Annotated in this window: 19 protein-coding genes and 1 tRNA gene; 12 read left to right on the forward strand and 8 right to left on the reverse strand. The window is 45.3% G+C overall.

The features are described from left to right. Positions 1-37 precede the first annotated feature (37 nt). Positions 38-1,246 carry a NupC/NupG family nucleoside CNT transporter gene (locus tag AOT11_RS22915; protein ID WP_015727633.1) on the reverse strand — a complete coding sequence of 403 codons (1,209 nt, stop codon included), beginning with the start codon at positions 1,244-1,246 and terminating at the stop codon, positions 38-40. Between the two features lie 560 nt (positions 1,247-1,806). On the opposite strand from AOT11_RS22915, the gene AOT11_RS22920 reads away from it, so the two are divergent. The 4 genes from AOT11_RS22920 (at position 1,807) to AOT11_RS23515 (ending at position 3,352) form a co-directional block, all read left to right on the forward strand. Further along, positions 1,807-1,890: transfer RNA gene (locus tag AOT11_RS22920), tRNA-Leu, on the forward strand. 25 nt (positions 1,891-1,915) lie between these two features. Continuing rightward, entirely contained in the window at positions 1,916-2,524 is a 609-nt protein-coding gene (locus AOT11_RS22925; protein WP_026050750.1) for a DUF2913 family protein, read from the forward strand. 62 nt (positions 2,525-2,586) lie between these two features. Next, complete coding sequence (locus AOT11_RS22930; protein ID WP_017422449.1) at positions 2,587-3,144, forward strand: GNAT family N-acetyltransferase; 558 nt, start codon at positions 2,587-2,589, stop codon at positions 3,142-3,144. A gap of 64 nt (positions 3,145-3,208) precedes the next feature. Further along, positions 3,209-3,352: a hypothetical protein gene (locus tag AOT11_RS23515; protein ID WP_212590648.1), complete on the forward strand. Its 144-nt coding sequence runs from the start codon at positions 3,209-3,211 to the stop codon at positions 3,350-3,352. 62 nt (positions 3,353-3,414) lie between these two features. On the opposite strand, the gene AOT11_RS22935 is transcribed toward AOT11_RS23515, so the two are convergent. Then, positions 3,415-4,290, reverse strand: a complete 876-nt coding sequence (locus AOT11_RS22935; protein WP_017422448.1) for an NAD(P)-dependent oxidoreductase — start codon at positions 4,288-4,290, stop codon at positions 3,415-3,417. A gap of 197 nt (positions 4,291-4,487) precedes the next feature. Here AOT11_RS22935 and AOT11_RS22940 point away from each other — a divergent pair, with 197 nt between their 5' ends. The 3 genes from AOT11_RS22940 to AOT11_RS22950 all read left to right on the forward strand — a co-directional run bounded on the left by AOT11_RS22940 (position 4,488) and on the right by AOT11_RS22950 (position 6,770). Further along, positions 4,488-5,123 carry a fused MFS/spermidine synthase gene (locus AOT11_RS22940; protein WP_017422447.1) on the forward strand — a complete coding sequence of 212 codons (636 nt, stop codon included), beginning with the start codon at positions 4,488-4,490 and terminating at the stop codon, positions 5,121-5,123. Continuing rightward, positions 5,113-6,012 (forward strand): spermidine synthase, encoded by a 900-nt coding sequence (locus AOT11_RS22945; protein ID WP_017422446.1) that lies wholly within the window; start codon positions 5,113-5,115, stop codon positions 6,010-6,012. Before AOT11_RS22940 ends, AOT11_RS22945 begins: the two co-directional genes overlap by 11 nt. 110 nt (positions 6,013-6,122) lie before the next feature. Continuing rightward, positions 6,123-6,770 (forward strand): HAD family hydrolase, encoded by a 648-nt coding sequence (locus AOT11_RS22950; protein WP_026050751.1) that lies wholly within the window; start codon positions 6,123-6,125, stop codon positions 6,768-6,770. A 94-nt stretch (positions 6,771-6,864) separates the two neighbouring features. Here the strand turns inward: AOT11_RS22950 and AOT11_RS22955 are convergent, their stop codons facing one another. After that, entirely contained in the window at positions 6,865-8,154 is a 1,290-nt protein-coding gene (locus AOT11_RS22955; protein ID WP_017422444.1) for a peptidoglycan DD-metalloendopeptidase family protein, read from the reverse strand. A 104-nt stretch (positions 8,155-8,258) separates the two neighbouring features. Then, entirely contained in the window at positions 8,259-8,885 is a 627-nt protein-coding gene (locus tag AOT11_RS22960) for a hypothetical protein (protein ID WP_026050752.1), read from the reverse strand. A gap of 86 nt (positions 8,886-8,971) precedes the next feature. On the opposite strand from AOT11_RS22960, the gene AOT11_RS22965 reads away from it, so the two are divergent. The 3 genes from AOT11_RS22965 (at position 8,972) to AOT11_RS22975 (ending at position 11,852) form a co-directional block, all read left to right on the forward strand. Beyond that, the gene (locus AOT11_RS22965) at positions 8,972-9,361 is read left to right on the forward strand and encodes a GFA family protein (protein WP_072599713.1); all 390 of its coding nucleotides are present in this window, start codon (positions 8,972-8,974) and stop codon (positions 9,359-9,361) included. Between the two features lie 150 nt (positions 9,362-9,511). Continuing rightward, positions 9,512-10,180 carry a YoaK family protein gene (locus AOT11_RS22970; RefSeq protein WP_011082471.1) on the forward strand — a complete coding sequence of 223 codons (669 nt, stop codon included), beginning with the start codon at positions 9,512-9,514 and terminating at the stop codon, positions 10,178-10,180. Positions 10,181-10,475: 295 nt separating this feature from the next. Next, a complete protein-coding gene (locus tag AOT11_RS22975; protein WP_017422442.1) occupies positions 10,476-11,852 on the forward strand; it encodes a YjiH family protein in 1,377 nt (458 codons plus the stop codon). Between the two features lie 114 nt (positions 11,853-11,966). Here the strand turns inward: AOT11_RS22975 and AOT11_RS22980 are convergent, their stop codons facing one another. Continuing rightward, positions 11,967-13,190 carry an O-antigen ligase family protein gene (locus AOT11_RS22980; RefSeq protein WP_017422441.1) on the reverse strand — a complete coding sequence of 408 codons (1,224 nt, stop codon included), beginning with the start codon at positions 13,188-13,190 and terminating at the stop codon, positions 11,967-11,969. Beyond that, positions 13,187-14,233: an acyltransferase family protein gene (locus tag AOT11_RS22985; protein ID WP_223848390.1), complete on the reverse strand. Its 1,047-nt coding sequence runs from the start codon at positions 14,231-14,233 to the stop codon at positions 13,187-13,189. Before AOT11_RS22985 ends, AOT11_RS22980 begins: the two co-directional genes overlap by 4 nt. A gap of 687 nt (positions 14,234-14,920) precedes the next feature. Between AOT11_RS22985 and AOT11_RS22990 the strand changes: the two genes are divergently transcribed. Both AOT11_RS22990 and AOT11_RS22995 read left to right on the forward strand, forming a co-directional pair. Continuing rightward, positions 14,921-16,792, forward strand: a complete 1,872-nt coding sequence (locus AOT11_RS22990) for a methyl-accepting chemotaxis protein (RefSeq protein ID WP_017422439.1) — start codon at positions 14,921-14,923, stop codon at positions 16,790-16,792. Positions 16,793-16,934: 142 nt separating this feature from the next. Then, a complete protein-coding gene (locus AOT11_RS22995; RefSeq protein WP_017422438.1) occupies positions 16,935-18,803 on the forward strand; it encodes a methyl-accepting chemotaxis protein in 1,869 nt (622 codons plus the stop codon). 94 nt (positions 18,804-18,897) lie between these two features. Here AOT11_RS22995 and AOT11_RS23000 read toward each other — a convergent pair whose 3' ends face one another. Continuing rightward, positions 18,898-20,277 carry an alpha-amylase family glycosyl hydrolase gene (locus AOT11_RS23000; protein ID WP_017422437.1) on the reverse strand — a complete coding sequence of 460 codons (1,380 nt, stop codon included), beginning with the start codon at positions 20,275-20,277 and terminating at the stop codon, positions 18,898-18,900. Between the two features lie 438 nt (positions 20,278-20,715). Beyond that, positions 20,716-21,141, reverse strand: coding sequence for a universal stress protein (locus tag AOT11_RS23005; protein WP_017422436.1), 426 nt, complete (start codon positions 21,139-21,141; stop codon positions 20,716-20,718). Between the last annotated feature and the right edge of the window lie 216 nt (positions 21,142-21,357).

Here is a 21,357-nt window from a genome sequence, read left to right on the forward strand (position 1 = left end):
TCGCTAGCAAAGAAGACGTCTGCTGATGCTGACAGAACTATAGAGAGATAAAAATCCCAGCCAAACATGCACTCATTAGGTTGGCTAACGTACCCGCTGCAACCGCTTTAAGGCCCATGTTTGCCACGTCACTGCGACGCTCTGGCGCCATCACACCGATAGAGCCCAGTTGAATCGCAATCGAACCAATGTTAGCAAAACCACACAAAGCAAACGTGATGATCACTTGGCTGTGCTCTGACAACAGCGCTTTGTGTTCCACAAAGTCAATGAACGCCACAAACTCATTCATCACAATCTTCTGGCCAATGTAAGAACCCGCTGCGAGCACTTCATTTGAAGGGATACCGATCAACCAAGCCAATGGAGAGAATAGGTAGCCAAAAATCGCTTGCAACGTAACGCCAGTGAAACCAAATAGCTCGCCCAAGTTTTCTAAACCCGTATTCACCATGGCAATAACACTGACAAACGCAATCAGCATAGTACCCACCGCAACAGCCACTTTCATGCCACCCATCGCGCCACTTGCCAAGGCATCAATCACGTTACTTTGGTCAGATTTATCAAGTTCAATGTTGGTGTAGTCGCTTGGCGTCGCACGCTCAGGCACGATGATTTTTGCCATCAACAAGCTGCCCGGTGCCGCCATAAAACTCGCTGCAATCAAATACTTCAGTTCAACACCTAAACCAGCATAGCCACCGAGTACACTACCCGCAACCGATGCCATACCGCCAGCCATCACCGCAAACAGTTCTGAACGCGTCATGCTCGAAAGGAAAGGACGAATCAGCAGTGGTGACTCACCTTGAGAAAGGAAGATATTGCCCGTTGCGACAAGAGATTCGGCTTTACTGGTACCCAAGAATTTCTGGATACCGCCACCAATAACTTGAATCACTTTTTGCATGATACCCAAGTAATACAGGGCAGAGATAAGAGCACTAAAGAAGATGATGATAGGAAGAACGCGAACGGCAAAGATGAAACCAGAAGAAGCCAAATCACCAAACAAGAAAGCGATCCCTTCATCGGCAAAACCCAGTAATCCTGAAACCGCATTACTTAGCCCAGCTAGCGCTGCTTGCCCCCAAGGAAAGTAGAGAACCAAAGCTGCGAATCCCACTTGCAGCAGCAACGCTCTAAATACCGTTTTCCAGTTGATTGAACGTCGGCTTTCCGACAACAAAAACGCGCAACCGATCAGTGCTGCGACACCTAATAGACTCAACAAAATATTCATGAGTAACGACCTACTTAAAAATTAAAAATGAAAGAGGAGCTGAAAAACGCAGCAAAAGAAGGAGGGGTATGAAGTGGTGACGATTGGCACCATGACTCACGAATGAAATTGAACGAATAGTTCGACATCTTTTTTACCTTATACAAGCTTTCAAAAGTCAGCTGGTCCGGTCCTTGGGGTCATTCACTCAAATGGCCAAACTATTGGGCAATTTGTTTCCATGTGACGGCTTGTATGGGTAAGGGTTATGAACGATAAACCCTATTTCCCGCTTAAACGGGTCGCTAGTATAGCCAACAAAAAGAGATATTCATCACATTTATTTACGCAAACGTTCAAGCGTCCATAATTTAACCAATGCCGCACATTTCCTGCTCTTATCACTACTATAAATAGGGATAATGATGAATTTTGGCCCTTAGATGGACAATAAATACGCAAACGAACCAAAAACACTAATTTATGTAAAGGAAATACTCGCCTTCCAGGCATTTTTAGTTATAATTCGCTTCGGTTTGAAATGAACCGCGTCAAAAAGAAGCTTTGCTTCGACATCCTGTGCCGAGATGGTGAAATTGGTAGACACACTAGCATGAGGTGCTAGCGCCTATGGTGTGAGGGTTCGAGTCCCTCTCTCGGCACCATTCCTTCATAAATATAATCAATGTGATGCAAGGTATTAAGCCAGCTAAAACGAACGCAGATGCGAATCAACTGCTTAGTGAACTTGCTGTTCACGCTTTGTTGCACCTGCAATTCCGTCGCCTTGCTACACCAAGTCTTTATTCTCGCCAAGAAAGTAACGATATCCTGCAAAAGTGGTTAAAACCCAAACTTAAGAGCAATCGCTATAAGTTGATTAAAAAACCGCTTAAAGCGATAACACAACAAGCAAAAGGCGAAAGTGGTGATCTAGAGGCTCTGCTCGAACGTTGTGTGGGTGCGGAATCTGCGCCAGTTCAACCCCATCTCGATAGCTATCTGCTACTTATCAATGAAATTGAGAAGAAGTTAGGTACGACCGTCTTGCTCTCACGAGCAGAAGATGTGGATTTGTCCCACGATGAAAATGGCTGTTTACTGTGCGTATTGACCCAAAACCTCAATGAGCATTTTGGTTCAAACAATGAAATGCGATCTCCTATCTCAATGCTATTCCGCGGCCCAATGAGCCAACGTGCTCTATTCCTTGGTGCTATCTACGCCAATAATACCTTTACCTATTCTGTGGGTTATCAGGACGAACAATTTGTCCGCATCACACTAGAACTTGCTTAATTGTTCATTTGTAACCTGTTATTCTGATTTTCAAACAACAATAACAAGTTAAAGGATGACCAATGTTCACTCTCGATGTCACTGAAGAAATTAAACTCGCACTCGTTCAAGACACCTTCGCAAAGCTCTATGCTCCGCTTGTAGCCAAACAACAAACGTATCTATCACAATGGCTCGCTTGGCCCTCTTTTTGCCAAACTGAGCAAGATTTTCAACAATTTGTTCAACGCTCTCTTCATGAGTATGCCGACAAAAAATCCGTGACTTGCGCGATTTTTTACCAAGACAACCTAGTGGGCAACATAGGTTTGCATGAAATCAACCACGACCTACAAAGAGCCTGCATTGGTTACTGGCTCTCTGAAGAAGTGCAAGGGAAAGGCATCGTTACCTTGTCGTGCCAAAAAATGTTGGAATACGCCTTTGACACCCTGACAATGGAGCTCGTGCAACTGAGAGCCGCAAAAGAAAATACCGCCAGTCGTGCTGTTGCTGAGCGTTTAGGCATGAGTCTGGAAGGCATCATTAGCCGTAATGAGAAAGTGCAAGATCGAGTTTTAGATCACGCCGTGTACGCCCTTCGCAAATCCGATTGGCAGGAAAAGTACTCTGAGAAGTAAGCCTTCTTCCAATACCTTTTTTTTATCCAGACTCAGAGCCCAATGGATTCTTCAAAAGACTTCTGTGAATATGGCTTACGCCAAATCCGCCCTTCTTGGGGTGGAGAGCAGTTGTAACTATACCTTCCAAAGCAGTGGCGATTTCTGCCAGATCCTCTATCAACCAGAAAAACAGCCGCAAATCGTCAGTCTGACCGATGGTTGCTAAAAAGCACGCTTTCTACTCAAAAGCTGGATAAAAAGGGGAAATCAACATTCCCCTTTAATGATTCACTGCCTCGCCACCGCTTTGATCAGCACGGAAGTATCCATGCGCCCTAAACCTTCTTGTTGTAACTGAGCGTATTGCTGATCCACTTGTTTTGTTAGCGGCAACTCAAGCCCGACACGCTGAGCTTCTTTTAAGCAAAAACCGAGATCTTTACGCATCCAATCAATGGCAAAGCCGAAATCAAACTTATCTTGCGCCATCGTGGTGGCACGGTTTTCCATTTGCCAAGAGCCTGCCGCACCATGTTTCAGCGTGTCCACCACTTGAGCGACATCCAAACCTGACTTTTGCGCCAATAAAATCGCTTCACTTAGCCCTTGTAAAACCCCGGCGATGCAAATTTGATTCACCATTTTACAGCGCTGACCCTGACCATTTTCACCAAGCAATGTGGCTTGTTTCGCGTAAGCATCCATGACCGGAGAAACCTGAGCAAAGACAGACTCATCACCGCCACACATGATGGTTAGCACGCCATTTTCCGCACCAGCTTGCCCACCAGAGACGGGCGCATCAATAAAGGCATTGGAGACTTTCTGACAAGCATCGGCAAGTTCAACGGCCAGTTCTGCAGAAGTGGTGGTGTGGTCAACAAGAATGGCGCCAGGTTCTAAACCGGCAAGCACACCATCTTCTCCATAAACAACACTGCGAACATCGTCATCGTTGCCCACACAAACAAACACAACTTCACAACCTAAAGCGGCTTCACGAGGTGTTTCAAATGCAGCTCCTTGATACTGCTCTGCCCATTTCTGTGCTTTAGCGAAAGTACGGTTGTAGACTCGAGTTTCATAACCCGCTTTGCTTAAATAGCCAGCCATTGGGTAGCCCATGACTCCCAACCCAATAAATGCAACTTTTTTGACGTCCATTCTTTCTCCCCAATGACGTTATGACTCGAATCGCTGCAGGGGTCATTTACCTTATCTATGGCCACAAGAGGTAGAAACCCACGCTGAAACGATCTCAGATAGGCCCTCATCATAACTGAAAGCCCCCTCACCTTGCTATATCCGCTTTCCGCACAAATACTTGGAAGGAATGAACGCAACACTTCGGGAGGTTCTTGATGAGAAAAGCAACCACATCCAATGGATTGATTCTTATGCTGGCATTCATCAGCGGTTTTAGCATTATGTCCATTGAACTCTTGGGCGGCAAAGTCCTTGCGCCTTACTTTGGCAACAGTATTTACGTGTGGGGCAGCATTATTACTGTTTTTATGGTGGCACTCTCATTGGGCTATTTGCTGGGGGGCAACCTTTCCGCGCGCCATCCTTCTCTAAAACAATTTGCTCGTTTTTACCTCTTCGGAGCCCTATTTCTCTTGCCATTGATTTTTGCTGGCAAGCCGATCATGGACTTCACTTTTCTTTGGATAGAAGATCCACGCTACGGTTCTTTAGTCGCGGCAATCTTGCTGTTTTTTATTCCTACGGTCATTTTAGGCATGATATCGCCCTATGCGGTGAGGTTGATGGTGAAAAATGAACAGCATAGTGGCCAAATCGCCGGTAGGCTCTATTTTGTCTCAACATTGGGTAGTGCACTGGGTACCCTAGCCACTTCCTTCTACCTTGTGCTGTGGTGGGAGATCAACACGATATTATTAACACTGACAGCGCTCTTGCTGCTCGCTGGGATATTTGCGTACCGGCTGGATACTGCCCCACTCTTCCATGAGGTAGAACTTGATGTCGATTAATCCTATTGTCTGGCTCTTTGCGTTACTGTGCACGTTGCTCTCCCCTTTCTCCATAGGGCAAAGCACTATCATTCATGAACAAAAGTCGCTTTATCAAGATATTGTGGTATTCGAGCACCAAGATTTTCGTTGCCTCTCTTTCACCGCCAAAAAAGGAGAACGAGTCCAAACCTGCGAATACCAAGACCCGCAAGACAAACGTATCTACTTTCCCTATGTGCGAATGACGTTAGCGGGGCTGCTGTTTAACCCGAAGCCTGAGCGAATTCTTATCATTGGTCTCGGAGGCGGCTCGGTCCCCAGTGCGCTTGCAGAGCTTTATCCAGAGTCTCATATGGATATTGTCGAAATCGATCCTGTGGTATCTCAAATCGCAGAACGCTATTTCTATTTTCAACCTAGCCACAACACGCGAGTTCACACGAGTGATGCCCGGGTTTACATTAAACGCGCAGGATTAAAGGGACAAAAGTACGATTTCATTCTGCTGGATGCGTTTAATGGCGAGTACATTCCCGAACACCTCATGACTCGGGAATTTCTGATGGAAACTAAGCAACTACTCAGTAGTCGCGGTGTGTTGGTGGCGAATACATTTTCTACGAGCAAGCTGTACGATCATGAGTCCGTTACGTATCGCTCCGTCTTTGGTGAATTTTACAACTTCAAAATTCCTCAAGAATCGGGCAACCGTGTCATTCTTTCGATGTTAACCCCTTTACCCAATCAGCGGGCACTGCAACAGCAAGCTGAGGCATTAGCCAGTGCACTGCGCCCATTTGCCATAGAGATAGAGAACTACCCTTCCTTAATGACATTGGAAGCCGACTGGGACGAACAAGCCAGACTGCTCACCGACCAATTTTCACCCGCTAACTTATTGAAATAAAAACGTTGAATGCGAATCGAGAACGAAGATTGTCGGAACATCACCTGCCAATCTTCGTTCTCCTGTGTCACAATGTCAGTAACAATACTTATCTGGTTAAAGCTGTACTGATGAAATTTAATGCTGCCATTTTCGACATGGATGGACTTCTACTCGACACCGAACGCGTTTGTATGCGCATTTTCAAGCAAGCTTGTGATGTGCAAAATCTGCCTTTCTATCAAGAGACGTATCTTTCTATCATCGGACGCAACTCCGCTGGTATCGACGCAATTTTACGTGCTGCTTATGGCGATGATCTTGATCGCCTACATGCAGAATGGCGTAAGCGTTATAACCAAGTGGTTCTGCATGAAGCCATTCCTGTTAAAGAGGGCGTGATTGCTCTGCTAGAGTGGCTAAAAGCTCACCAGATACCCGCTGCGGTAGCGACCTCAACACAAAAGGATGTCGCACTGGTTAAACTCAAACTGGCAGGGCTTGATCACTACTTTGAATCGATTACTACTGGTTGTGAGGTTACTCACGGCAAACCGGATCCTGAAATCTACCTGCTTGCTGCCAGCCGTTTAAATGTGCCACCAGCTCAGTGTTTGGCTTTTGAGGACTCGAATAATGGTGTTCGCGCCGCTGTGGCGGCCAACATGATGACCTATCAGATTCCCGATTTGGTAGAGCCATGTGAGGAAGTCATTGCTTTTGGCCACCGTATTTGTCCTTCGTTAGCTGAAGTACTGAAAGAGCTGCAAACAGACTAACTTTGGCGAATATCATCAACACCGCTAAAACGGGGTTAAGGATCACAATGAAGTAAGGGGCTTTCGCCCCTTACTTTGTTTAACGTTATGGAAACTAAATATTTTGTTTCTCTTGATCGCTTAAGAGCGTGTCCATCTCTTTCACCGTTGCAAGGAAACTGGCCATTTCTTTCTTTGGCACCGAACTGGCCATCGGTATCTTCGCTTTCATCGCATCAACCGGGCGGTTGTGCTCCAACAGTTCATAATGAAGATGGGGCCCTGTAACACGACCTGTTTTACCACTAAGGCCAATACGTTGACCACGTGACACCTTCTGCCCTTTCGTCACCAACACTTTGCTTAGGTGAAGATAACGGGTTTTGTACTTACTGCCGTGCTCAACCACAATGTAGTTGCCAGCAAACGGGTGGTTTTTACGAACTAAGATGACCGTGCCATCCCCCGTCGACATAACTGGCGTGCCGATCGGCGTAGCGAAGTCGGTACCATTGTGTGGAGCAACACGTCCCGTAACTGGATGTAGGCGGTGTGGATTAAACTGAGAACTTAAACGCCAGTTAGTTGTCACTGGATAACGTTGGAAAGCACGTTGCAAGCTTTGACCTTTCGCATCATAGAACTGTCCATCACTGTGCAAATACGCAGTGACCTCACGACCACGGTTAAAGATCTTAATCGCTTCGATTTGACGTTTACCACTTTCCACACCATCGATAAATTGATTACGGCGAACGATCTCAAAACTGTCTCCGGCACGTAAATCACGAGAGAAGTTGATTTTTTCGCGTAATAACGACACGATTTGATCGATTTCGATGCTGTTTAACCCTAAGCGATAGGCTGAGCTAGAAAAGCTCCCTTCAATGGTGCCAATAAGAGGCTGTTGTCGCCACTCACCAGGTAAATTCACTTGTTCGAAACTAAAGCTGCCATCGCTATTTCTTGTAAACACCGCTTTATCGGCAATACTTAGCACGAGCTCCATTTTTTCCAGCGCACCCGTTTCTTCGTTTTGCCAGAAACGCAGCGTATTACCAGGGCGCAACGTATCGAGGACAAGATAATCCAAGTCCGTTTCCATTACCTTCATCATTTCTTGGTAGCCAAATCCCAATTGGGTGAAGATGGTACTTAGGTTGTCACCAGATTGAATTTGGTACTCGAAGCTCGGTGGAAGTTGCCATCCCTCTAAGGCGTTGGCAGAGAGCGCATCATTTAGGGCTTGGTTGTCACTAAGATTCAGTTCAATAGTGCGAGTTAATGTCGGCTGATGCAGCGACGATGAGACGCCAATAATAGCAACCAGCGGTAGCGACAATAATAGCCATTTTTTACCACTGGTTAATTGAGAAAAACGTCTGTTGATTACTTGGGAAGACACGGTTTTACTATCTCCTGCGGAACAGGCTTTCAAGCTTATGCATTTCTCGCAGAGAAATCACCAAATAATTGCCTTTTTTAGTACAAAAACTGCCTCAAAAATGATTATTTATTTAGCTTGAGTTTGTCGCCTTGTCGTAAAAATTCCTGAACCACAATCTCAAGTGGCTGTTCCGAAAAGGATTGATTCGCAGAATGCTGTTGATAAGAAAGCAAAATGGATGAGTTTTCAGTTTTAGTCAGTTTATCCAGTCGAATGCGATCACCAAGAAATTGCGCGTCTGTCATCACCACTCTGCGGGGTACAGGATCGTATTTAAACAAACCCAAGTAGTAAAAGTGTCCGCTTCCTTGATTGCTGATCGCCAGTGGAGCAACAAACCAAGAAGCTTTGTCTGCCTCGAGCTCACGCCAATATTGTGCAAAAACCGTCACCGAACCACGCTCTGCCCCGGAATCGTATTCACCAACCACGAGCGCATTCTCTGCATCAAAATCCGTCATCAGAGCAAAAGCTTTACTTTCTGGCACAAGCACCGTTAGCGGATTAGCGGTTTTAATACCCGTCAATCTTTCAACGATGGCATCCGCAGCGATCTGCTGTGATGGAAATTTGGCCAAAATCTCCTCATCTGATAGCGTGAATCGATAGATTCCGGCAGTCATCACAACCGCTAACATCACAATCGGAATCAGCAAAATAAGTGGGATCGGCAAAATACGCTTTTTCATCTTCATCGGACTCATGGTTTAGATTGTGCAGACCTTAAATGCGTTTCTTATAATTATCAATAGATGCAAATCTTAGGATAAGAACAATGGCGGACAATAAAGTAAGAACATGTGAATGCCAGTGTGGGTTAGTCAAAGTTCACTGCCGTGGAGAACCTGTCAAAACCTCGATATGCCATTCCTTCGAATGTCAAAAACGTTTTGGTAGCTTTTATGGGGTTCATGCTCGGTTTATGACAGAACAGATTCAAGTAGAAGGTGACATCGTCTCCTTTAGCCGATTGGCCAGCAACGGCCATGAAATCAGCTATCATTTTTGCCCGGCTTGCAGTACAACCATGCTCCTTCTCTTTTCTGCCGCGCCAGCCGCTGTTGTGGTTCCAACGGCAAGGTTTCGCGAGCAGTCGTTTTTCAGTGAGCTGGCGGGAACCTATTTTAACCAGAAGCGGCTGACACAGATGACAAATGACAAGTAAAACCGACATCGCCAGTGCGTAATGGCAATTTTTCGTAACACGAAAACTTCCGCCTTTGTTGAGACTGATCAAACCTAAACAGCTCTTACCACTTTAACTTGAGCGCGTCAGCGCTATAATCTCGACCTAAGCAATAAAGAGATAAAAATTGTGATTTCAAGACTTCCTCGCTGGGTTGAGTTTGGCGCGTTTCTACTTGCACTCCTTGCTGGCTGCGTCAACGCCATCGGTTTAATGGGCTTCCAACATCAAGCCATTTCACACTTGTCCGGTACCGTCACGCTACTGGGCAGTAGTTTCCTCAATGGATCGTCAAGCACCATTCACCTCATGCTCATCGTCGCCAGTTTCTTGATTGGTTCCGCCTTTAGCGGCTTCTTTATTGAAAGCACCGCATTGAAACTCGGACGTCGTTACGGAGTTGCGCTTTGCATTGAAGGCTTTTTGCTTCTGATGTCACTCAGTTTTCTGATTAACGGCAACATTTATGGCCAGTACCTCGCCTCTGCAGCCTGCGGATTGCAAAATGCCATGATCACTACGTTCAGTGGTGCTGTTATACGTACCACTCATATGACTGGTATTATCACTGACTTAGGCATCATGATCGGCGAAAGCCTACGCGGGCAAAAATTTGATAAACGCAAAGCGAAGTTATTTATCTTTATTTTTCTCGGTTTCCTCTTTGGTGGCTCTGCTGGCGCATTGGCCTTTATGCATTTCAACCTTTATGCATTGGCGTTCCCCGCTACGTTTGCCGTTATCATTGCCATTTCCTACTGGACGTTGCTCTATTTCTCCACGCCTAAGCAGGCGTAACCCTCTCCAAAAACCAAAAACTTGCAACTAAGGTCACATTTCTTTTGACCTAGTTGCAGTCCAACAGCCAGCAAAATCACAAAAAACCAACAAATAAAACATTTACAAAACAAAAGTCGGCTATCATTACCCTCTACAAACGTAACATCTGAATAGTTACAGCATTCTAATGAATAGTATTGCAATTAGCTCATTTTGGGGGTAATCTCTCGCCCACTTTGATTAAATACCACTGTTTAGTGAATAACTATTCCTCAGGATGCATAGTATTGACTAGTAGTAACAAGAGAAAAGCATGACCAATAACACTGAAACTACAGCAGTGCCAAACACCGAGAAGAAAGCGAACTTTTGGAAGTTTTTCATTCCTTCTGTGATTGGCTTACTTCTGTTTATGGCACCCATTACCTATAACGGCGAATTGACTATTCCTGTCGCGGTTATGGCAAAACTGATCCCAGCCATACTGGGGGATCATTTGATCGCGCTCGTCACAACGATTATCGCATTCATGGCGTTTGCCTCTCTTGTCACCAAAATTTTCAAGCCAGCGAAAATTGTTAACAACGCCTTCTTAAACGGCTTATTTAACCCAAGTCCACTGTGGTTAGCAGTACGTGTATTTGGTGGTATTGCCGTTGTTATGACGTTTTTCCAAATAGGTCCAAAAGCGATTTGGGAAGAAAACACTGGCGGCCTAGTGCTCACAGGTTTGCTACCGACTCTTTTCGCGGTGTTTATTTTTGCCGGTATGCTCTTACCGCTCTTGCTCAACTTCGGCTTGCTTGAGTTGTTTGGTGCGCTACTGAGTAAAGTGATGCGTCCAGTATTCAATCTTCCTGGTCGTAGTGCCATTGACTGTATGGCTTCTTGGCTAGGTGATGGCAGCGTCGGCATCCTTCTGACCAGCAAACAGTATGAAAACAAATTTTATACTCAACGCGAAGCTGCGGTTGTCGGTACGACTTTCTCTGCGGTCTCCATTACGTTTAGCTTAGTGGTCATTGCACAGGTAAAACTGGAGCATCTTTTCCTACCATTTTACGGCGCCATCTGTTTGGCGGGTGTGGTTGCTGCGATCATCATTCCTCGCTTACCACCACTAAGCCTAAAGAAAGATTGTTACATCGATGGCAGCAAGCCGCACGCTGATCAAAATGCCGTGCCAGCAGGTCATACTCCATTTAGTTGGGGGATGGATCTGGCACTGAAACGTGCTGGTGAAGTGAAGTCGGTCAAATCGGTTTTCACAGAAGGCGTACACAACGCAGTTGACATGGTTTTTGGCGTACTACCTGTTGTAATGGGCTTAGGTACCATTGCGCTCATTATTGCTGAGTACACCCCTGTCTTTGCCATTCTTGGCCAGCCTTTTATTCCATTTTTGGATCTATTGGGCGTACCTGAAGCTGTAGCAGCCTCTGAAACCATCGTCGTTGGTTTTGCCGATATGTTTATCCCAGCGATTCTCGCGGCTTCTATCGATAATGAAATGACACGCTTTGTCATCGCAGCAATGTCCGTTACTCAGCTGATCTATATGTCTGAAGTCGGTGCACTGCTTCTTGGCAGCAAAATCCCAGTGAACATCGTAGAGCTGTTTATCATCTTTATTCTGCGTACTTTGATCACTTTGCCTATCATTGCCGGCGTTGCACACCTTATTTTCTAAGGCGTCACAAAAACACGAAGCCCCGCGATTGCGGGGCTTTTTGTTGTATCCAAGTTGCGTCCAAATAGAGAAACCCATTTGCTAGCCATGCTTGTTTCATCGCTGACTAACACGTTACGCTTTGTTTTCGCTCTCTTCGCTTGAACTCCTAGGCAAACGAACATCAATAAAAAACGGCAGCATGAACATAAGAATCACCGTGCTTTGAGTCGCCGCAAAAAGGGCAGTAGAAAGCGTATAAATACACAACAAAAACGGAATAGAATTCTGCCGTCTCGTTTTGAATGCTTTTGCCAAACGCACGAGCACCCCACCAAAAAGCAGTGCAACACCGATAATTCCGTATTCAACAGCAATATCAAGTAGCATGTTGTGGGTATAGACAATCAGCTCTTCGTTACCGACAAAGTATGGAGCAATGTACGAAAGCAACATTTTCGGCCCGACACCAAAATAGAAATGGTCCATAAAAAGAGAAAAACCATTGGCCAAAAGCAACCGACGCCACAATTCTGAATCCCAACGCGCTTCATGAAGATCGGCGTTATAAATATCATTTTGAGTGAGAAACAGGCTTTCTGCGATCCAGTCCGTACCAAAATAATAGATACCCGCCCACACCGAAATAACCCCAAATGCTGCTGCAAGAGACATCACCACATGGGTCATTTTGGTATTTTCACCTCTGACGAAAAAGTGATCGATAAATAGCACCAACAATACCCCAAGCATCGCTTTTCTTTCACCAGAGAGAATTAAAAGGACAAACGCGATAAACAACAGAATATGACTCTTCTTGATTTGACTTCTAAACAAGTAAAGCATCACCGTCGAGAAACCAAAAAGATACTTTGCATTGTGTAAATGTTTAAAATTCTGAAAGTCGCCAATGACGACGACATGCCACAGCGCCGTATACACTGCCGCATAAAAAGCATAGAGCGCGACCAGAGACAAAAACCGTTTCGATTTAAAGAGATTCAAAAAATGGAGAACGCAGAGAAAGGCAACAATGGAACTCCACTGGATAACCTCCACAATGATATTTTTCATCCCGACATCATTGATGATCCCATTCAATGCAATATAACCAATAAAAATGACGTTTATTCCTGCCACCCTTACTGTCTCCATCGACATTCTACCTTTCAATATGATGAGCAGTAAAAAACCAATCGATGCCAAGCCTATCATGTCCGCAATCGTCACTGTCACGCCCGCGATTTGGGTGCGGAGTGACACAAAGTAGAGAATCACCGCAACAGCGTAAAGATGTAACTCAAGTGCGCTTTCACTCTCTTGATGTAACCTCTCCGAAGTATCCATTAATTGCTTCATAGCGCTTTCTTCTTACTCCGAAAAATAACATCACATACAGGGGCGGAGAATAAATATTGAATGTTCACTCGTTCTATGACTTTTGTTAATACGATCGGAAGCACGACCCCTGCAATCGTCCCCACAACCAAATGAATGAGGGTTGAATCCACATGAATGATTTTGCTCATAATAATACGCGCACCACTGCCCGTTAGAATGTGCATGAGGTAGATTTGCATTGAATACAAACCAATCACTTGTAGCCATCCTACCCTCACCCTAGAAAGGGTTATAGATAAGCAAATCACTAAGGCAATCGCAATGCTGGCGATGGTTAAAGTCATCACCCCTTTATCGTAATGGCGATAGCCTAAATTGAAGTGGAATAACCATTGCAACACGATAAAAATCAGTAAGCAGGCGAGTAGTGATGTTTGAGGACGGAGCCACTCTTCATTCCGAGACATGTTTTCGGCAAACACAATACCCAAAACAAAATAAACAAGGTTGATGGCAATAAGGTTAAGGAGATAACTCTCAGGAAGCGAACCACGAAACAGATATAACAACACAGAAAGGACAAAAAGAAGTTCAACCTGTCTGCGTTTCACCATAGAGAAATAAACGGCCATTACGCAGAATATGGCGAACAGAACATAAAGAAACCAAAACTGAGCTCTGGGTGCCCAGAGTATTTGAATGAGATCCGAGAAAGACGTCGACCCATTGGTGTAATTGGAAAGGCCAACTTCAATGCTCCCTTGAAGCAAAGACCACAGTAAATAAGGGTAAATAAGGGTGTCTATTTTGGCTTTTAATACTCCTGTTCCTCCTCGTTTTCTAAAAGACTCCATGCAGAACAGTCCCGAAAGGAAAAAAAACAAAGGCATATGAAAACTGTAAATTACGCTGTCAACAATGCTATGAATGCTCTCTGGCAAACCAAAGCCTGCATCGTATATCCCTCGATTCACATGGCCAAATACAACGAGAATAATCCCTATCGCTTTGGCGTAATCAACCCATTCCGTCCTTGTGCTCATCCCATATCCTTTTAACATCACAACCGATCAACATCCGTTTTGCCATTTATCTAGGTTTGAATGCGACATCATGGGCGAACCATATATTTCCTTTTCGCTTCCCATTTAGCTCAGTCGTCTCTGTCTTTTCAACCCTTAGCAAGACCAATGTTTCGGTGATATTTCGCTTTCTAATATTCACACTTTAAGTGAGCGGTAGCGTATCAATGAGTATGAATAAGACAAACAGGCAACCCACCCAAACAAGGTTTTTTCCTATAAATAAGACAATTGTTACCGCACTTTAATCATGGCGAATTGAATGAGTGAAGATTATGTTGAAATTTAAATCGTCAGGTTACTCGAAGTGTGTTTCCAAAGTACGCTTTGTTCTGTTTTTTCATCAAACACGCAGATTTTAATATCATTTGTCTCAAGAGCGCCCTTTGCGAGGCTCAAAATGCTTACATTTCAAAAAACGGTTCAGGAGAAAACATTCATATTTAATATCAACAACTTAATAAAAATTACCGTTCATTTTATGCAATAAGCAGTCAAACACATAATAAAGCCACTATTATCACAGAAATTACACTTTCATGGACAAATCATTGCCTCAGGTTAAAAAAAGTAACAAATTGTACTCATGTTTGAGACCTAAATGTCGATATAACTTCTACAATTAATAAAAATGAAAGAACAGTAATTATAAGCTGAGGGATTTATATGAAATTTAGTCACAAGGTTGTAGCCGCTTCCTCCGTGCTTCTATTGGTGACCATTTCTTTGCTGTCGCTAAAACAAATTTATACCGTGCGTAACACCATCGAAGATCACGTTACTACCAGCCTCAACGAGATGGTAAGTAGTGTCCGCAATACCGTTGTTTCTGAAATGGAAGCGAAGAAAAACCTTGCACAGTCGACAACTGAGGTCATCGAAATTGATCCTTTTGACCGCGACTACGTGAAGACCATCTTGGAAAAACCAAAACTAAAGACCAGTTTTCTTGCTGTGGGTTTTGGCTATGAAGAAAATGGATTTGTTATCGAAAACGATGATGGCTGGGAAGCCGCCCCAGATTACGATCCTCGTAAACGCCCTTGGTACGTGGATGCCAAATCGCAAAACAAATTGATTGTCACCGCACCTTATGTCGATATTTCCAGTAAAACGGTGATCATTTCGGTGGGTACACCTGTCAAAGAAAACGGTAAGTTTGTCGCGGGGATGTTTTACGACATGCAGTTGACTAACCTGGCACAGTTGGTCAACCAAGTCAGTCTTTTTGATGCGGGATACCTCTTCCTCGTCTCTTCAGACGGTACAACCATCGCTCACCCAGATGCAAAAAATAATGGTGAAGTTTTCTCCAAATATCTTCCTGAAGTTAAGCTCAAAGAAGGTGAGCAGCACTTTGAAAGAGAGGGTGTGCGCTATCAAGTCACCTTTACTAAGATCCCAAGTGAAAACTGGTATATCGGTGCGATCATTGATGAAGACATCGCTTTCTCAGCCGTCGCTGACTTACGTGACAGCTCTATCCTTTATTCTGTCATCGCATTGATTCTCAGTATTATCGCTTTAACGGTTGTGATTCGTGTCCTAATGCGTCCGCTCGATGCTCTGAACGCCGCTATTCAGGATATCGCTTCAGGCCAAGGGGATCTGACTCACCGCTTAGATACCAATACCGATGAAGAGTTTTCGACATTAGCGACAGGCTTCAACACCTTCACCAGTAACCTGCAGAACCAAATCATTCAGTCGAAAGAGATTGGACGTGAGATCATGCACGGTACCGAGCTCACAGCGAAAGGGGCTAAAGGCTCTGCTGAAGCCATGGGGACGCAGTTGCAAGAACTAGAACAACTTGCGACCGCTATGAATGAGATGGCTGTGACAGCGACCGAAGTAGCCAATAACGCACAAGGGGCTGCGGGCGCGGCTCAAGAAGCCGATGACGCGACTCAACAAGGTTCCGTGGTCGTCAACGAATCAACGGAGTCGATTAATCAGCTCTCCGAGCGCATTGATATGGCCGTGGAAGAGGTTCAAGGCCTAGAATCTGCCACCGCCAACATCGAAACCATCTTGAAAGTGATTAACGACATTGCCGATCAAACCAACTTGTTGGCACTGAATGCCGCTATTGAGGCTGCTCGAGCGGGTGAATCTGGTCGTGGCTTTGCGGTGGTTGCGGATGAAGTTCGTACACTGGCACAACGAACTCAAGAGTCTACAACAGAAATTCGTAGCATGATTGAGCAGTTGCAGTCCGGAGCGGCATCCGTTGCAAGCGCCATGAAAGAAAGTAAAGGCAGCGCGGTTGAAGCGGTTGAGCGCGCACGCGAAGCCAATGATTCTCTGCAACGTATCCGCGACGCGATTCAGCGCATCACCGACATGAATATGCAAATTGCCTCTGCGGCAGAAGAACAGAGCTTGGTCGCAGAAGAAATTAACAACAACACTGTCAATATTAAAGACTTGTCGACACAAGTGGCTGGTGAAGCCTCAAATGCCAACCAAGCGATGCAAGTCCAGACGGAAAACGTTAGAAAACTGGACGAAATCTTAAATCGATTCATTGTCTAACCCACACAAAGCGAAGGTATAGCCTTCGCTTTTTTCTTATTTAAAAGTGGCTTAAAACCATCAAATAATTGGATTAACTCCAGTTTCTTAACTATAAAAATATAGATAGTTGGCGACTCAACCATATTCGGGGGGAATTGGGATGAAATTTAGTCATAAAATTGTAGCCGCTTCATCTGCGCTGTTGTTGGTTACCGTATCCTTACTGACAGCCAAGCAGTATTTCACCATGCAAGATGAGCTGACGGAGCAAGTCGAAGCCAGTGTCACGGAAATCGTAGATGGGGTTCGAAATACCGTCGCGGCAGAAATCGATGGCCGCAAAGCCATTGCTGCTTATGCCACGAGCATGATGGAAACCGATCTGTCGCCCAAACATATTTCCGATGTCATTACCCGCCCTATCGTTAAAAACACCTTTTTACTCGCGGGTCTAGGCTTTGAAAAAGATGGGTCAAACATTAACAACGATCCTAGTTGGAACCCTGGGCCGACTTGGGATCCTCGCGTTCGTCCTTGGTACAAGGCTGCCAAAAATGCAGGACAACTCATCATCACCGCTCCCTATGCGGATTCCGCGACCAATGAAATTTTGGTTTCCATCGCCACCCCCGTACGAGACAACGGGACATTTATTGGCGCCATATTCTACGACGTAAGCTTAGCGGGCCTTGCCGAACTCGTGAATCAAGTAAAATTGTTTGATGCGGGTTATGTGTTCATCGTTTCCGAAGATGGCACCACCATCGCGCACCCAGACACTAAGCTCAACGGCAAACCGATGTCTGAATACATGCCGAACGTGCAAATTCGCGAAAACCCGCAGCAAGTCGTACTGGACGGTATTTCTTATACGCTCGATTTTGCGTCGGTACCAGGGGAAAACTGGTATGTGGGCGTCGTCCTCGATGAAAGTATTGCTTATCAATCCATCAATGACTTACGCAACAGTTCCATCGTATACACCATCGTTGCCTTGCTCTTAAGTATTGCGATTTTGCTGGTACTGATTCGCACCTTGATGCGCCCTCTTGATGATCTCAATAACGCCATTCAAGACGTAGCATCAGGTGAAGGGGATCTGACCCAACGATTGGACACCAATACAGACAAAGAATTCTCTCAACTGGCAGATGGGTTTAACACCTTCACGGGCACGCTTCAGCAGTTGATCAAACAGTCGAAAGCCATTGGTGAAGAAATTCTTCGTGGTTCTGAAACCACCTCTGGTGGCCTACAAGAATCTGCGGCGGCCATGCAAGAGCAGCTACGTGAACTGGAACAGCTCGCTACCGCAATGCATGAAATGGCCACCACCGCATCCGATGTCGCCTCTAACGCGCAAGGTGCAGCCTCTGCAGCGAAAGTTGCGGACGACGCTACCGTTGATGGCACCGATATTGTGAGTGACACGACACAGGCGATAGACGACCTTTCCGTGCGCATTGATCAAGCAGTGGTAGAAGTTCAAGTGCTTGAATCTGCGACGGCGAACATTGAAACCATCTTGAAGGTAATCAACGACATTGCCGATCAAACCAACTTGTTGGCACTGAACGCCGCCATCGAGGCCGCTCGAGCAGGTGAATCTGGCCGAGGATTTGCTGTGGTTGCAGACGAAGTTCGCACGCTCGCTCAGCGCACTCAGCAATCCACTACCGAAATTCGCACCATGATTGAAAAACTGCAAAGCAGCGCAAACTCGGTTGCCAGTGCCATGAATCAAAGCAAAGACACCGCCACCAATGCCGTTGCCCGAGCACAAGAAGCCAACCATGCGCTTGAACGTATTCGTAATGCGATTCAGCAGATCAGTGATATGAACATTCAAATTGCCTCTGCAGCGGAAGAGCAAAGCCTGGTGGCTGAAGAGATCAATAACAACACCGTGAAAATTAAAGACCTCTCTGTTCAAGTCGCGGATTTGGCAGAAAACGCCAACATCGCGATGCAAGTTCAGGTAGAGAATGTTCGAGAGCAGGACGCAATTCTTAATAAATTTATTGTGTAAGTCCGGCTCGAACGGCAATAGAAAAGGCGAAGTGAGACTTCGCCTTTTTTGTTTTCGCTATTTTGTTTCGCTATCTGCCAGTTTTGACATTATCTCAACACATCATCAACGCCGTTTTTGCCGCGACGACAATCTCAATCTTGCCGTTCATTGGTAAGAAATGCTTGCCCGTCAGCATATCTTGAAGAGGGCGCGCTAGTGATAAGGAGATCGTTTGTTTCCGCGCCGATTTGTTGATCACCACAAAACCACGCTCACCACGGCTGAACACCAACATATCATCATTCCCTTCCAGCACCGTCATTGGCTCGCCATGAAAGCGGTTGTGGAATGCAATCATCTGCACCATTCGCGGATCATACCAAGCGTCTTTCCAACGTGGCTGCCCATTCTGGTTAAGTATGCCGCTCGTATCGAGATCGGTGTAAATCAGAGGTGTTCCACCATCGCGCCCCAATACATAGGCGTAAGCTAACCACTCGTTTTCTTCATCCAACACTAAGTTAGCAAACACATCATTGTTAGGAATGTCATGTGTGGTGACAAACGTAATTGCGCGCCGATTCGACAACGCCTGACCAAAACAGTACGGGTCTATCAAGCTTTTAAAGCTGCCTTTCGGGGCAAACGCTTTAAATAAGGTGCTAAAAAGAGGGAAATCGTACGCACCGAGACGAGTCTCTTGTAAGTAAGGTTGCAGGAAAAGCTCATACTCCTCCTCCGTGGCTCCCCCATCGGTGATGATTTCACCGAAGATATGCATGCCCTGCGTGATGTCTTCAGTCCACACTTGCTTGATATGCTCGAGCGTCATGTGCTTTGCTGCATCAATGCGAAACCCTTTGACACCCATCGCCTTCAACGCCATTAAGTAATGGCGCTGCTGGGTGATCACATGCTCATGAACACGTAAGGTCGGTAAACCGGGATCCGTCGGGCCACCGCTGATACGGCCATTTTGCACTTGCCACTTATCTTTCCAATCTCGAATGCCAAACGCTTCAACAAAATCTTCTTCGGTAAATAGAGGCTCAGAGAGATCACCAAACAATCGCTGACTTTCATAGTACTCGGGATCGCACATATACTCTTCGAGTACGCTTTTACTTGGGTAGTTTAAGTCCGCTCTCTGTTTTGCTTCATTCGCCATATGATTAAACACCACATCCGCATAGACCCAAACACCACAATGCTGGAGCTCGGTCACCATGTTCTGAAAATCAGTGGTGTTGCCAAGTGCGTTATCAATCACGCGGTAATCCTGTGGCTGGTAACGCTGCCACCACTTGGGTGACTTGGCGCTGCGTAACGGCGGAGAAACGAGCACAGAGCCATAACCCAGCTCTTGAATTTTTTTTGCCTGTTTAGCGATATCGGCATATTTCCAGTCAAATGCATGCAAAATTACGTTGGCTTTGCTGGTCGGCAAAGCGTGTTCTGCTTGATTCATTTTCTTCACATCACCTTTAGTCATCGTTCTTTTCTGTACGAGTGAATTCAATGACTGAAATTATAAAAGGAGTCTGCCCGCCGCCCTCCCCCTTTGCAAACGAGTTGTAAGGGTGAATGGAAAGGCGTAGTGACTCCTTTTCATCAGCGTATGGTGGAAAAATAATAAGCCATTGAATGGAGAAAGGAATGGTAACTTAGTTAACATACTGTTTTAAATATTAAAAAACCAAACCAATCTCTATATCTACTACTTATTTCCATACGCCTTTATGCCAAAGCAAACCCAACTGTCTACCCTTGCGTCGTTTTCTCTTTTCTTGTTCATCGAGCAGAAATGCTGCACAAGTCACACTCGGTGAGAATACAAAAATCTATTTTCGACTGGATGATGCGTTGCTAGCCACTCACCACAACAAAAAAGCCGCCTGTTTAGCAGGCGGCTCTTAGGATCATGGCTTGGCTAATCGTAGATTGGCACCACCAAAATATCCACGGGAGATTTGTTCACCAACGTTCTTGAATACGAGATGATCTTGCTCCAGAAGTTATGGTGATGACCGCAGATAAGTAGATCAACTTCGTGCTCTTTGATGGTGACTTCAAGTTTGTCGCCTAGATCGCCAGTCCCGACAAAAAAGTGTTTCAATGGATATTCCATATAATCGCTAAAGCTTCTTAAACACTCCATTGAATGTTCTGTGAGCGGCCTTTGCGTCGGATCGACATTTAAGTCGATGAGTTCACGATAAATCTCCCCATGAGTCCCATCGATGTGGATAAAGGAAATCTCTGAATCAAAGTAGCTCGCCATTTCAACGGCTCGGTCAATCAGCACGGTGCTGTCGTCTGAAATCTCCAAGGCAACCAAGATATGTTTGTATTTCATAGCCTCACCCTTTTGCGCAATGCGTTATCTTTAGCATAGCGATCTCTAACGAAAAAAGTGTCGATAAGATCCCGAAATAGCTCATTTTTTATCGAGAGGTGAGCGGTATTTTCAAGAAGCTCTAAACGCAAAAACGCAACCATCTGGCTGCGTCTTAACTTGGTTAATTTGTAATACCCAACCACTTATTGTTGCCGGCCGCGAATACAGCATTCA

Source organism: Vibrio vulnificus NBRC 15645 = ATCC 27562, from assembly GCF_002224265.1.
GTDB classification, from domain to species: domain Bacteria; phylum Pseudomonadota; class Gammaproteobacteria; order Enterobacterales; family Vibrionaceae; genus Vibrio; species Vibrio vulnificus.

What these genes read in the sequence shown, in the direction of transcription:
- AOT11_RS22965 (WP_072599713.1), top strand. Translation starts at nt 8,972, where the DNA reads ATGGCGGACAATAAAGTAAGAACATGTGAATGCCAGTGTGGGTTAGTC.
- AOT11_RS22915 (WP_015727633.1), bottom strand. Translation starts at nt 1,246, where the DNA reads ATGAATATTTTGTTGAGTCTATTAGGTGTCGCAGCACTGATCGGTTGC.
- AOT11_RS22960 (WP_026050752.1), bottom strand. Translation starts at nt 8,885, where the DNA reads ATGAAAAAGCGTATTTTGCCGATCCCACTTATTTTGCTGATTCCGATT.
- AOT11_RS22975 (WP_017422442.1), top strand. Translation starts at nt 10,476, where the DNA reads ATGACCAATAACACTGAAACTACAGCAGTGCCAAACACCGAGAAGAAA.
- AOT11_RS23005 (WP_017422436.1), bottom strand. Translation starts at nt 21,141, where the DNA reads ATGAAATACAAACATATCTTGGTTGCCTTGGAGATTTCAGACGACAGC.
- AOT11_RS22980 (WP_017422441.1), bottom strand. Translation starts at nt 13,190, where the DNA reads ATGAAGCAATTAATGGATACTTCGGAGAGGTTACATCAAGAGAGTGAA.
- AOT11_RS22995 (WP_017422438.1), top strand. Translation starts at nt 16,935, where the DNA reads ATGAAATTTAGTCATAAAATTGTAGCCGCTTCATCTGCGCTGTTGTTG.
- AOT11_RS22950 (WP_026050751.1), top strand. Translation starts at nt 6,123, where the DNA reads ATGAAATTTAATGCTGCCATTTTCGACATGGATGGACTTCTACTCGAC.
- AOT11_RS22985 (WP_223848390.1), bottom strand. Translation starts at nt 14,233, where the DNA reads ATGTTAAAAGGATATGGGATGAGCACAAGGACGGAATGGGTTGATTAC.
- AOT11_RS22925 (WP_026050750.1), top strand. Translation starts at nt 1,916, where the DNA reads ATGCAAGGTATTAAGCCAGCTAAAACGAACGCAGATGCGAATCAACTG.
- AOT11_RS23000 (WP_017422437.1), bottom strand. Translation starts at nt 20,277, where the DNA reads ATGACTAAAGGTGATGTGAAGAAAATGAATCAAGCAGAACACGCTTTG.
- AOT11_RS22935 (WP_017422448.1), bottom strand. Translation starts at nt 4,290, where the DNA reads ATGGACGTCAAAAAAGTTGCATTTATTGGGTTGGGAGTCATGGGCTAC.
- AOT11_RS22945 (WP_017422446.1), top strand. Translation starts at nt 5,113, where the DNA reads ATGTCGATTAATCCTATTGTCTGGCTCTTTGCGTTACTGTGCACGTTG.
- AOT11_RS22930 (WP_017422449.1), top strand. Translation starts at nt 2,587, where the DNA reads ATGTTCACTCTCGATGTCACTGAAGAAATTAAACTCGCACTCGTTCAA.
- AOT11_RS22990 (WP_017422439.1), top strand. Translation starts at nt 14,921, where the DNA reads ATGAAATTTAGTCACAAGGTTGTAGCCGCTTCCTCCGTGCTTCTATTG.
- AOT11_RS22940 (WP_017422447.1), top strand. Translation starts at nt 4,488, where the DNA reads ATGAGAAAAGCAACCACATCCAATGGATTGATTCTTATGCTGGCATTC.